The 12,679-nt window shown below is 70.8% G+C and carries 8 protein-coding genes; 3 read left to right on the forward strand and 5 right to left on the reverse strand.

Going from position 1 to position 12,679, the window contains the following annotated elements; all coding sequences use genetic code 11:
* Together pip (ADL03_RS36840) and pip (ADL03_RS36845) are read left to right on the forward strand one after the other, a co-directional pair.
* Positions 1–957: prolyl aminopeptidase (gene pip, locus ADL03_RS36840; RefSeq protein ID WP_369809059.1), on the forward strand; the 957-nt coding region annotated here is incomplete at its 5' end.
* On the forward strand, positions 954–1,880 hold the full coding sequence (pip, locus tag ADL03_RS36845) for a prolyl aminopeptidase (RefSeq protein ID WP_053738255.1): 927 nt from the start codon (positions 954–956) through the stop codon (positions 1,878–1,880). The genes pip (ADL03_RS36840) and pip (ADL03_RS36845), both read left to right, overlap by 4 nt.
* On the opposite strand, the gene ADL03_RS36850 is transcribed toward pip (ADL03_RS36845), so the two are convergent.
* From ADL03_RS36850 to ADL03_RS36860, 3 genes are read right to left on the reverse strand one after another with little or no spacing between them, the layout of a single operon-like run.
* On the reverse strand, positions 1,877–3,430 hold the full coding sequence (locus ADL03_RS36850; protein WP_053738256.1) for a tannase/feruloyl esterase family alpha/beta hydrolase: 1,554 nt from the start codon (positions 3,428–3,430) through the stop codon (positions 1,877–1,879). The genes pip (ADL03_RS36845) and ADL03_RS36850 overlap by 4 nt on opposite strands.
* A 49-nt stretch (positions 3,431–3,479) precedes the next feature.
* Positions 3,480–5,453, reverse strand: a complete 1,974-nt coding sequence (locus ADL03_RS36855; protein WP_053738257.1) for a hypothetical protein — start codon at positions 5,451–5,453, stop codon at positions 3,480–3,482.
* Positions 5,454–5,479: 26 nt separating this feature from the next.
* Complete coding sequence (locus tag ADL03_RS36860) at positions 5,480–7,609, reverse strand: diguanylate cyclase (RefSeq protein WP_197288970.1); 2,130 nt, start codon at positions 7,607–7,609, stop codon at positions 5,480–5,482.
* A gap of 938 nt (positions 7,610–8,547) precedes the next feature.
* Here ADL03_RS36860 and ADL03_RS36865 point away from each other — a divergent pair.
* A complete protein-coding gene (locus ADL03_RS36865) occupies positions 8,548–11,208 on the forward strand; it encodes a BTAD domain-containing putative transcriptional regulator (protein WP_053738259.1) in 2,661 nt (886 codons plus the stop codon).
* A gap of 40 nt (positions 11,209–11,248) precedes the next feature.
* Here ADL03_RS36865 and ADL03_RS36870 read toward each other — a convergent pair whose 3' ends face one another.
* Positions 11,249–12,121, reverse strand: a complete 873-nt coding sequence (locus ADL03_RS36870; RefSeq protein WP_197288971.1) for a M23 family metallopeptidase — start codon at positions 12,119–12,121, stop codon at positions 11,249–11,251.
* A gap of 91 nt (positions 12,122–12,212) precedes the next feature.
* Positions 12,213–12,632 carry a DUF2690 domain-containing protein gene (locus tag ADL03_RS36875; protein WP_197288972.1) on the reverse strand — a complete coding sequence of 140 codons (420 nt, stop codon included), beginning with the start codon at positions 12,630–12,632 and terminating at the stop codon, positions 12,213–12,215.
* Positions 12,633–12,679 lie beyond the last annotated feature (47 nt).

A 12,679-nucleotide genomic window follows, 5' to 3' on the forward strand; every position in this document is an offset into this window, starting at 1 on the left:
CCCCCCATGCACCCCACCTCCACCCCCTACGCCGAAGGCCTCCTCCCCGTAGGCGACAACAACCACATCCACTGGGAGGTGAGCGGCAACCCATCCGGCAAACCCGCCGTCCTCTTCCACGGCGGCCCCGGCGCCCCCTCGAACGCCACCCGCTGGCGCCGCGACTTCGACCCGGCCCACTGGAAACTCGTGGTCTGGCACCAACGCGGCTGCGGCAAGAGCACCCCGCACGCCGGCGACCCGGCCACGAGCATGGAGCACAACACGACCCGGCACCTCATCGACGACGCCGAGAAGCTGCGCGAGCACCTCGGCATCGAGAAGTGGCTGCTGATCGGCGGTTCCTGGGGGTCGACGCTGGTCCTCGCCTACGCCGAGCAGCACCCGCACCGGGTCAGCGAGATCATCATCGCCGCCGTCACCACGTCACGGCCGCGGGAGCACACGTGGATCACGCGTGGGCTCGCGCTGTTCTTCCCCGACCACTTCGAGAAGTTCCAGGAAGGGGTTCCGGAGGAGGACCGCGACGGAAACCTCGCTCTCGCCTACAACCGGCTGCTCAACTCGCCGGACCCGGCGGTCCGCGAGAAGGCGGCCGTCGACTGGAACAGGTGGGACCTCGCCACGATCACCGGTGGCGACAACGACTTCACCGGCACCCCGTACGAGGACCCGCACTTCCGGTACACGATCGCGCGGATCGTCACGCACTACTGGGGCAACGAGGCGTTCCTCGAACCGGACGAGATCATCGGTAACCTCCACCGGCTGCACGGCATCCCCGGTGTGCTGATCCACGGGCGGCACGACTTCGGCGGGCCGTTGCAGACCGCGTGGGAGGTCGCCAAGGGGTGGCCGGACGCGGAGCTGGTGATCTTGGACGACGCGGGGCACCAGGCCAAGGACGGCAACAGCATGGACCTGGCGATCGCCGGCGCCATCGCGAGGTTCCGGTGAGCCACGAGGAGGGGTGGCTCGACGTCGGTGACGGGCAGCGCATCCACTACGAGGTCAGCGGAGACCCCGGCGGCAAGCCGGCGGTCGTGTTCCACGGCGGGCCGGGCAGCGGGCTGAACCCGCGGTGGCGCGAGGACTTCGACCCCGGTCACTGGCGGCTCGTGCTGTGGGACCAGCGCGGGTGCGGCAAGAGCACGCCGCACGCGGGTGATCCGGCCACCAGCATGGAGCACAACACGACCCAGCACCTCATCGACGACGCCGAGAAGCTGCGCGAGCACCTCGGCATCGAGAAGTGGCTGATCGCCGGGGCCTCGTGGGGGTCGACGCTCATGCTCGCCTACGCGGTGCGGCACCCGCACCGGGTCAGCGAGCTGATCATCAGCGCTGTCACCACGTCACGGCCGGAGGAGCACGCGTGGCTCACGCGGGGCGCGCGGTTGTTCTTTCCCGACCTGTTCGCGGAGTTCCAGCGGGGTGTGCCCGAGGAGGACCGCGACGGCAACCTGGCCGTGGCGTACAACAAGCTGCTCAACTCCAGCGATCCTCAGACACGGGCGAAAGCCGCGCACGACTGGAACAAGTGGGACCTGGCGCTCATGTCCGGCGGTGACAACGACTTCACCGGCACGAGGTACGCGGACCCGCTCACCTCGTACACGATCGCACGGATCGTCACGCACTACTGGGGCAACGAGGCTTTCCTGCCACCGAACCACGTCCTGGACAACCTCCACCGGCTGCACGGCATCCCGGGCGTGCTGATCCACGGGCGGCTCGACTTCGGCGGGCCGCCGGAGAACGCGTGGGCGGTCGCCCAGGGGTGGCCCGACGCCGAGCTCGTGTTCGTGAGCGACGCGGGCCACCAGGCGACCGTCAGCACGGACAGCGCGTTGCGGGCAGCGATCAAAAAATTCCGTTAAGGCGCAACGGGTCCGGACCGGTAGAGGCCCTCACCGGCCCACCGGATCCGGTCCTGGAAGCGGAACCCCGGCGCGGCGACGAAGTTCGCGGCGTCGTCGATGCTGCCGGTGCCGTCGTACTTGGCACGCAACGGGTACGGGAACACCGGACGGGTGCGGGTGACGGTGCCGTCGGGCGCACGGCCCGTGGCGATCACCTTGTCCGGTGCCCTGCCACCCTCCACCCAGGACACCAGCTCGCGCAACGGCTCGAACTCCGTCAGCGTGTCGCCGCCCTGGCAGTGCCACATCGACGGCACCACGAACAGCCTTGCCCAGTCCTGGGAACGCCCGCCGGTGAGGCGCTGCCAGTAGTCCAGCGTGCCCTCGAACGGGATGCCCTGGTCTCCGGCGCCGTGCCAGATGACCAGTTTGCCGCCGGAGCGCCGGAACTCGCGCAGGTCCAGCGACATCGCGTTGGCCTTCACCGTCTCCCGCGCGACGCGGTGGAACTCGCGGACGGTGAACTCGAACGCCGCCAGCGACGAGTGCGGCTGCCCGATCGGGTAGACGAGGTGCTTCAGCCCGTTGTCCGCCAGGCCGGCCGCGATCCCGGCGCCGAGCTCCGGCGTGGGGTTGAGCCAGAACGTCCACGAGAGCTCCGACCCGTAGGCCTGCCCGCCGGGGTAGAGCCGGATGCCCCGGTCGGCCGGACCGGCGTAGAGGCGTTTCACCCGCGCGATCTCGTCGTCGGTCAGCTGTCCCGCCAGCGTGGCCGGGTCGAACGCGCACAGCCGCGGGTCGTCGATCTGGCCGTCCGCCAAGCCGTCGAGGCCGTCGCACGCGGCCATCACGGCGGCGTGCAGGACGAGGATCTTGTCGTTCGGGATGGTGTTGCGCGCGATCCAGGCCTGGTAGCCGATCAGCGCGCCGTAGTACTGGGCCGGCGCCGCCGCGACGATGCCGTCGAAGTCGTGCGGGTACCGCTGCGCCAGCAGCAGGGCTTCGCGGCCGCCGTTGGAGCAGCCGGTGAAGTAGGAGGTTTTCGGTGCCTTGCCGTAGAACGCGGCGATGATCGTCTTCGACACCTCGCCCAGCACGTGCGGTGCGCGGAAGAAGTAGTCGTCACGCGCCTGCTGGTCGGCACGGGCCCAGGTCGTGTCGAAGGGGTTGTCCGGCGCGACCTGGTGCCCGTCGTCGGTGGCGGCGACCGCCGCGTCACCGAAGGCCGGCCCACAGCCCTGCGGGAAGGCCGGATCCGCCACCACACCGCAGAAACCGCCACACCCGTACTGGACGTACCGGCCGCGGTAGGTCGTGGTCGGCAGCTTCAGCCGGAAGCCGATGTCCGGTTCGATCGTGCCGCGCACGTCGCAGAACTCCGGTGCGCCCGCCACGACGGCGGCGGACGTGACCTCGGTCCGTGCGTGGGGCACGGCGAACTCGCGCCGCAGGTCGGCGCAGGAGCGCACGGGGCGCAGCTCGGCGGGTTCACGTGCCGCCGCGGGAACGGTTGCCGCGGCGACCGTGACGAGTGCGCAGAAAGCGAGGAACAGCTTGCGGAACCACATGTGAGCGTCCTCCCCCTGAACGTCGGACGTGCAGGGACGAGTCTGCCAGCTACCCGACGTGGATGCGGGGCCGTCGAGCCGGATCCGACTCGGCCGACCGGATGATCTCGCGCACGACCGGAGGGGTGTCCCCGCGCCCGAGGATCAGGTACCGGAACAGGTGGCCGAGCGGGTTGCCCTCCGACCACTCGAAGTGCGCGTGCGGGATCACCCCGGTCGAGTCGCGCAACGCCAGCAGGATCGCGGCGATGGCGTTCGGCGCGGCCGGGGCGGAGGCCCGCAGCACCCGGTGCCCCTCCACCTCGACACCGCGCACGCACAGCACGTTCGTGAACGCCGACGGGTCCACGATGTCGATCTCCAGGAAGATCACGTCCGCGGAGCCGGGCACCGGGTTGATGCCGCGCTGCTCGGTCTCCTTCTCGTCGTACTCCGCCTTGTCACCGGCCTGGCGGCGGTTGGCGATCAACGTGATCTGGCCGTCGTTCGCGATCGTGTCGGTGATGAAGCGACGCGCGTTCTCGTCGAACTTGATCTGCTCGACGCGCAGCTCCGTCGTGCGCGACACCCGCGACACCAGCGAGATCACCACGATGCCGAGGATGAACCCGGCCGAGATCGCGATGCCGTCCGGCTTCTCGATCACGTTCTCCACCAGCGCGTAGAGCAGCACCAGCGTCAGCACGGTGAACCCGATGGCCGCGCCGCGCTGCTTCTTGCGCCACGCCGAGACCGTCACCGCGAACGACCCGGACACCATCATCGCGAGGATGCCGGTGGCGTAGGCGCCGGCCTGGGCGTTGACGTCGGCGTTGAAGATGATCGTGATGATGACGCAGATGACCGTGTAGACGATCACCACCGGCCGCACCGCGCGGCCCCACTCCGGCGCCATGCCGTAGGACGGCAGGTAGCGCGGCACGATGTTGATCAGGCCCGCCATCGCCGACGCGCCCGCGAACCACAGGATCAGGATGCTGCTGATGTCGTAGACCGTCCCGAACCCCTCACCGAGCAGCTCGTGCGCGAGGTAGGCCAGCGCACGGCCGTTGGCGGGGCCGCCCGGCGCGAACTTGTCCTGCGGCACCAGCACGGTCGTGATGAACGACGTCGCGACCAGGTACACGGACATGATCAGCGCGGCGGTCGTGAGCAGCTTGCGGGTGTTGCGCACCCGGCTGTCCAGCTGCTCCCGCGGCGTCTTCCCGGACGCGGCGACCAGCGGCATCATCGAGACACCGGTCTCGAAACCGGACAGGCCGAGCACGAGCAGCGGGAACGCGAGGACCGCCGGCCCGATCACGCCGAACACGCCGTTGCCGCCCGCCCCGAGCGCGTCGACCCACCGCTGCAGCGCGTCCGGCGTCGCGAACACGTCCACCAGGCCCACCACGGCCACGACGGCGTTCAGGGCGAGGAACACCGCCACCAGCGGGATCGCGACGCCCACGGCCTCGCTGAAGCCCAGCAGGAACACCCCGCCGAGGACCAGCAGCAGCACGATCGTGAGCGCGAGCTGGTGGCCGTGCAGCGCCTCCGGCACGTACGGGTTCTCCAGCGCGTGCACCGAGGCGTCGGCGGCGGACAGCGTGATCGTGATGATCCACGACGTCGCCACGAAACCGAGCAGCACCAGCACGAAGATCTTGCCCCGCCAGAACGGCAGCAGGTCCTCCAGCATCGCGACCGAGCCCTGCCCGTACGGGCTCTCCCTGGCCACCCGCCGGTACATCGGCAGCATGCCGAGCAACGTCAGCGCGACGATCAGCAGCGTGGCCAGCGGCGACAGCGCGCCCGCCGCGAGCGCCGCGATGCCGGGCAGGTACGACAGCGTGGAGAAGTAGTCGACGCCGGTCAGCGTCATGACCTTCCACCACGGGTGCGGCTTCGCGTGGGCCGAGGGCGTCGCCGGTCCGCTGGGCGCCACCCGGTCGGCGAGCAGCCAGCGCGCCACCGGACCACCCGGTGGTTCCGGCCGTTGGGGGCTCGGGACCTCTGCGGGGATGGCGTACTCCGTGCTCATGCGCGCAGCATGCCATCACCGGGTGATCAAGGTCTGAACTCGGCCGGAAAACCAGCCTCCTGAACGGACAAACCAGACGGACGCAACATTCCGATGCTCCCCTGCGCGTGCAGGTCGAGGAACATGTCCACTACATCCGGATCGAACTGTTCGCCGCGTCCGGACCAAAGTTCGCGCCGTGCCCGGTTCTCGTCCATCGCGGTCTGATGTGGACGGTTCGACCGCATGGCGGCCCAAGCGACGCACACGGACAGGATCCGCGCCTCCGCCCTGATGTCCGCGCCCTTCAGCCCGTCGGGGTAACCGCTGCCGTCGTAGCGCTCGTGCTGCTGCCTGATCACGTGCGCCACACCGGCGAACCCCGGCACCATCCGCGCGAGCCGGTAGCCGAAGTCCGGGTGCTGGCGCAGCAGCCGCCACTCCTCCTCGGACAGCGCGCCCGGCTTGGTCAGCACGACCTCCGGAATGATGATCTTGCCGATGTCGTGCAGCCGGCCGGCCAGCTGCGCCACCCTGGTCGTGGGCGCGTCGAGACCGAACTCACCGGCGGCCACCCCGGCCCAGCGGGAGACCGACCGGCTGTGGTCGTAGCGGTGCAGCCACCCGTCCACCCGGTCGGCCACCTGGCAGAGGAACTCCGCCATCGCGCCGTCGGTGTCCGGGTCGACCGCGGGCAGCGGTTCCGGTCCGACCGCGATCCGGTTGCGCCCGGCCGCCTTCGCCGCGTACAGCGCGCGGTCCGCGATCACCACGATGTCGTCGGGGCCGTCGCCGTGCGTCGGGAAGCTGGCCGAGCCGACCGACACCGTGACCGACAGCGGGATGTCGTCGTTGCCCGCGTTGACCGGGATCGGTTTCTCCGCAACGCGTTCCCGCAGCCGGTTGGCGATCACCGACAGCCTGCCGGGGCCCGCCTCCGGCACGAGCAGGGCGAACTCCTCGCCGCCGTAGCGCGCGAGCACCTCACCGGACCGCGACGCGGCGCGCAGCCGGGCGGCGACCTCCATCAGCACGTCGTCACCGGCCGGGTGGCCGTAGTTGTCGTTGATCGACTTGAACCGGTCGACGTCGATGATGAACACCGCGACCGAGCCGTCGTTGCGCCGGGCCCGCGAGATCTCCAGCGGCAGCTGCGCCTCGAAGAACCGGCGGGTGTGCAGGCCGGTGAGGCTGTCGGTGATCGCGAGCTTGCGCTGGTCGGCGACCAGGCCGGCCAGGCGGGCGATGATCAGCAGCGACAGCAGCGCGCTGCCCGCCGCGATCACCACGACGTCCTGCGACGACTGGCCGACGTCGTGCACGAGCATCAGCACCGGCGCGGCCAGCGCGGCCGACGACAGCGCGACGATCCGGCCGCGGCTCAGGCCGACGTCCTTCATGTGCGCGCGGTCGACGAGCCTGGCCATCGTCGGGTGCAGCGCGGCAGCCCCCATGCAGAGGTTCGCCGACAGCCAGATGGCGTCGAGGAAGTTGCCCGCCTGGTAGGTGCCGTCCAGGCGCTGCAGGACGTAGATGGTGTCCGCGGTGAGGATGCCCAGCAGGTTCGCCGTCAGCAGCACGAACGCGCGCGGCCGCGGCCCGGCGCCGAAGATCAGCCGCAGCGCCACGACGAACAGCGCGAGGTCCATCATCGGGTAGCCGAGCGCGGCGATCTTGACCAGCGCCGGTGACGTGAGCCGGGCCTGCGGGCCGATGACGTAGAGCCAGGACGCCATGCCCGCCACCACCGCGAGCACCGCGGCGTCGAGCAGGCTCGGCAGGTCCAGCCCCGGCGTGCGGCGGCGGATCAGCAGGATCACGCCCGCGACCATCAGCGGGTAGTGGCCCAGGTAGAGGACGTCGGCGTACGAGGGGTAGACCGTGTAGCCGAACATGTAGTGCGACGCGTAGAACGTCAGGTCCGCCATCGCGTACACGACCTGGCTCAGCGCGAGGAACAGCCACGGCCGTCTCCACTGCGGACGGTTGCGCCGCACACCGGCGAACGTCGCGAGCGCGGCCGAGGCGGAGATCGTGCAGTAGAGCGCCACCCGCACCGTCTGTCCCGTTGTGCCCGCGGGACTCACCGGAATCAGGTAGTAGACGCCCAGCAGCAGGTGACCTGCCACCAGGTACATCCACCACGCTCCGGTCCGGCCGGCACGGAAGATGGTCACACGAGACCCCTCGTTCTGCGACATGGTCGAGCCAGTGATGATGCCCGACTCGCCATCATCGCGGCACCGTCGTTACTCCAATGAGGTGACCTGCTAATACGGAACCGACGTTACCGCAAATCCGTGTTCTGTTTCCCGTGAAAGAAATCCGGCCACCGCTGCGGCAGCCGGGTGGTGCACCTCACCCAATCCGCCCACGAGCTCCACCGGCGACACCACCACCACGGTGATACCCGGGTGTGCCGCCGATCCTCGCCCACGGGTGCTCCGCGAACGATTTTCGCACGACTTTTCCCCGCCCGGCCGTGATTCGGGCACCTTTCCGCAACGGGATCGTGACCGTGATCGCGTCCTGCACCTGATGGCGGACACCCGAGAGGCGCAACGCGACCCCGGAGCGCCACCCCGCCACATTCCTGATCAGCGGGTCAGTCGGCAATCCGCGTCGACGGGTCCAGGTTGTTCGTGGGAGCACGGGAGTGGGACTCCCGATGTCCGCCGAGTGTTCCCCGCGGACCGGTAAACCTCCGTCGTTGACCGTTGCTCGAATGCGGTGCGCGGACAGCGGCCGGTGCACGTCGTTCTCGAACTTCTGCCCGAACGCACGCCGCCGCGAACACTTCAACGGTTTCGAAATCCTGTGTGGTCGCCGGTGCGGCCCGCCACGGCCGCCGGACGGCCACTTCCCGGCTTCCCCCCGATTTCCTCACCGTGGTGCGGCTTCGCGTTCTTCGTCCGCGTGCCACCGTCCACCACCGACACCGCGATGTCGTTATCACCCGCGCGTTGTCCAGCGGACAATCGGACCTGTCCACCTGGCACCGTCCGGATGTGCCGGGTGCCCGCGATGCGACCGCGGGACTGGTGCCGTGAGTCCATCCCGGCCGTCTCGCAACAGTGTTATGAACCGGTTCGGGGCAGCGGATATCGTGAGTGCCGTGGACGGTGTCCGGTTCGGGGTGCTGGGACCGCTACTCGTCACGCACGGGCAGCGGGACGTCCGCGTTCCGGCCGGCCAGCCCCGCCAGGTCCTCGCGCTGCTGCTCCTGCACGCCGGGCAGACCGTGAGCGTCGACCACCTCATGTCGGTGCTGTGGGACGGCGACCCGCCCGCGAGCGCGCGCAAGGCCGTGCAGGTGCACGTGTCGCAGCTGCGGCGGGCGTTGAAGGACCTGCCGGGCGTCGAGCTGCGGTGGTCGCGCCAGGGCTACCGGCTCGACATCCCGGCCGGCAGCCTCGACCTGCACCGGTTCCGCACGGCGGCGGACCCCGACGAGGCGCTGGGCCACTGGCGCGGGCCGGCGCTCGCGGAGCTCACGACCGACACCCAGCTCGCCGCCCAACTGGAGGAGGAACGGCTCGCCGCGGTCGAGCGCAGTGTCGAGCAGAAGGTCGCCGACGGCCGGCACCTGGAGGTGATCGGCGAGCTGACCGGGTACGTCGCCCGCCACCCGACCAGGGAACGCCTGCGCGGCGCGCTGATGGTCGCCCTGCACCGCGGTGGCCGCCAGGCGGACGCGCTGCGGGTCTACGAGGAGGGCCGCCGCCACCTGGCGGACGAGCTCGGCCTCGACCCCGGCCAGGAGCTCAAGGACCTGCACACGGCGATCCTGCGCGGCGACCTGCCCGCGGTTCCCCGTGAGCTGCCCAAGGCGCCGGAGCACTTCGTCGGCCGCGGCGCGGAGATCGCGCTCATCACCGGTGCCACCGAGTCCGTGATCGCCGTGCACGGCCCCGGCGGGCAGGGCAAGAGCGCGCTGGTCCTGCGGGCGGCGCACGAGCTGGCCGGGCGGTTCCCCGACGGCCAGCTGTACGCGGACCTGCACGGCGCGACGCCCGGCCGTTCGCCGCAGTCGCCGGCCGAGGTGGTCCGCCGGTTCCTGCGCGCGCTGGGCACGCCGCCGCTCGCCGTGCCGACCGACCCGTCGGAGGCCGCCGCGCTCTACCGGTCGGCGCTGGCGCGGCGCAAGGTGCTGGTGGTGCTGGACAACGCGGTCGACGCCGCCCAGGTCGGCCCGCTGCTGCCCGGTGACGCGGGCAGCACGGTGCTGATCACCAGCCGCCGCATGCTCGCGACGCTCGGCGCGCGGCACGTGCGGCTGGACCCGTTGCCGGAGGCCGACGCGCTGCGGCTGCTGGGCGACGACGGCGAGGCGGCGAGGCAGGTCGCCCGTGCCTGCGACCACCTGCCGCTGGCGTTGACGATCGCCGCGGCGCGGTTGCGCAGCCGGCCGGACTGGACCACGCGGACGCTGGCGCGGCGGCTCGCCGACCAGCGGCACCGCCTGGACGAGCTGCACTTCGACGACCTCGGGGTGCGGTCGAGCTTCCAGCTGAGCTTCGAGGGCCTCGCGGACAGCGCGACCCGCGCGTTCACGTTGCTGTGCTGCCTGAACGTGCCGACGGTCAGCGAGGACGTGGCACGGGCGCTGCTCGGCCGGTCCGATGTGGACCGCGTGCTGGACGCGCTGGTGGACGCCAAGCTCGTCGAACCGTGCGGTGCCGAGCGCTACCGGGTGCACGACCTGTTGCGGCTCTTCGGCGCCGAGCAGGCGGACGGCGAGCGGCAGGAGGCCGTGGAACGGGCGCTGGTCCACTACCGCGAGACGCTGACCGCGGCGTTGCGCAAGCTGCGGCCGCACGCGTTCGGCGCGCTCACCGACGCTTCCGCCGCGGACATCGACGAACCGCTGCGGTGGCTGACGGACGAGGCGGAGAACCTGCTGGCGGCCGCGCGGTCGGTGGCCGGCGACCCGCTGGCCGGGCACGCGCTCGCCATCGCGCACATGCTGTACCCGCACCTGGTCAAGCAGGACCGGGTCGCGGACCTGGTGGAGCTCGGGCAGATCGCGCGGCAGGCGGCGGACACCGTCGGCACCGGCCAGGCGCGGCAGACCGCGTTGCTCGTGCTCTCGGCGGTCAACCGGCGGACCGGGGCGTTCGAGACGGCCCTCGCGCAGCTCGAAGAGGTGCTCGACGCCCGCGGCGACGACCCGTTCGGGCAGGGCAGGGCGCTCACGGGGATCGGCACCCTCCAGCGGGAGCTGGGTGAGCTGAAGCTGGCCGAGGAGACGCTGCTTGCCGCCGTCGAGCTGACCGCCGCGCACGGACCGGTTGGCGCGCAACGGGTTCCGTTGCACGCCCTGGCCCAGGTGCACCTGGTGGCCGGTGACCACGCCAGGGCGCTGGAAGCGGCGACCGAAAGCCTGGCGCACGCCACGCAGGACGCGGCCGGCACCGCCTACGCGCTGGCATCGCTGGGACAGGCGCACTTCAAGCTGGGCGATCTGGACGCGGCGAAGGCCGCGCTGGACGAGTGCGTCGAGCTGTGCCGGCAGACCGGTGAGCACAACGACGAGTGGCAGGCGCTGCTGTGCCGCGCGGAAGTGCTGCTGGCGCAGGGAAATCCGGTCGCGGCGGTGCGGGACGCGCAGGCCTGCCTGAAGATCACCGGCGCGACCGGTGACCGGTACGGCATGGGCGCCGCGCACCGCACGCTGGCGAAGGTGGACCCGGAAACGCACGCGGACCGGGCGGCCGAACTGCTCGGCACACCCGGTCTGCGCAGGGACGACCTGCTGGAGAGCGTGATCGGCTAGCGGTGCGTCACCGGATCGCGTTCCCCATCACACCGCGGACTCAGCCGCAGTGCTCGAAAGCGCTGGTGTAGCTGGACGAACCGACCATGCCGCCCCACTTCACGCACTTGCCGGCCGCCTTCTTCTTGACCGGACCGGCGTAGTAGCCGTAGTCGTCGCGGTCGGTCGTGCGGGCCGAACCCTGCACCTCCAGGAACGCGCCGACGTCGGACGCCGTGCCGATCTTCGTGGTCTTGATGGCGACCACGCAGTTGTAGCCGTTGGAGGCGTTGTACAGCAGGGAGACGCGGGCACCGGTGACGTTCGCGCCGTCGATCACCTTGTAGCCGTCACCGCACGCCTCTTCCGGGGTGTACGGGTTGGTGGTGCCACCGCCGCCACACTTGTTCTTCGACTTGTAGCTCTGTGTCCCGTAGTACAGGATCGTCGACCCGCTCCACTTGACGCGCTGCGGCGAGCCGTTCAGCAGCTGCTCGTAGTGCAGGTGCGCACCGGTCGAGCCACCGGTGTTGCCGACGTTGCCGATGGTCTGGCCCTGCGAGACGCTCTGGCCGACCGACACCCGCTGTGCGGAGAGGTGGGCGTAGCGCGTGGTCCAGCCGCTGCCGTGGTCGATCTCGATCCACCGGCCGTAGCTGGTGCTGCCCTCGTTGCGGACCTTGGAGACCGTGCCGGACGCGGACGCGACGACGGCGTCACCCTCGTCGGCGCTGCGGTTCAGGTCGACCGCGAGCTGCGGGCTGTGGTCGGTCCTGGTCTGGCCCGACCACGTCTGTCCACATGGGAACGGCATCTCGAAGTTGGTGGCGGCGGAGGCCTGCGGCCCGCCGATCACCAGCAGGCCCAGCCCGATCGCGAGCCCGGCGGCTCCTGAGATCATCCTCTTGACGTGCATGAACTTCCCCTCACTCATCCGAAGATCCCGCGGACCTCGAAGTGGTTGTGCGCGGCCCCGTACCCCGATGTCCGTCAGTCGGTGATGTAGCCGGTCATGGCGCGCCCCCTCAGCAGTCGCTGGACGCGAGCCGGGCGGTGTGGTGGCCGCCGTCGGAGTCGACGTAGAGGACCTCGCCGCGGGCGCATCCCGGCGCGTGGACCATGTTTCCCCAGTGCGTGCCCGGAGTTCCCGGTGCCGGGAAGCCGACGCGGTCGTCGCCCGTCCACACGGTGATGCGCAGGGCGCTCTGCCCGCCCGCGTAGTTCACGACCCGCACCCAGTTGGTCTTGCAGGTCGGCGACCAGCGCAGCTCGGCGGTGCCCGAGGTGAACATCGGCGCGGTGTCGGCGACCGTGGAACCGGCGCTGCACCCGGCCTGGACGGGGTCCTTGCCGTTGCACCCCCGCCCGCTGCACGACGCCGCCTGCGCGTCCGGTGCCAGGAGGAGCACGAGCGCCGCCGCGGCGACCAGGCTTGTCGACTTCATGGCACCGACCATGCCGACCGGCGCTCACAGCACCCTGACAGGGCGTG

Origin of the sequence: Nocardia sp. NRRL S-836 (genome assembly GCF_001279525.1) — a bacterium.
GTDB lineage: Bacteria > Actinomycetota > Actinomycetes > Mycobacteriales > Pseudonocardiaceae > Lentzea.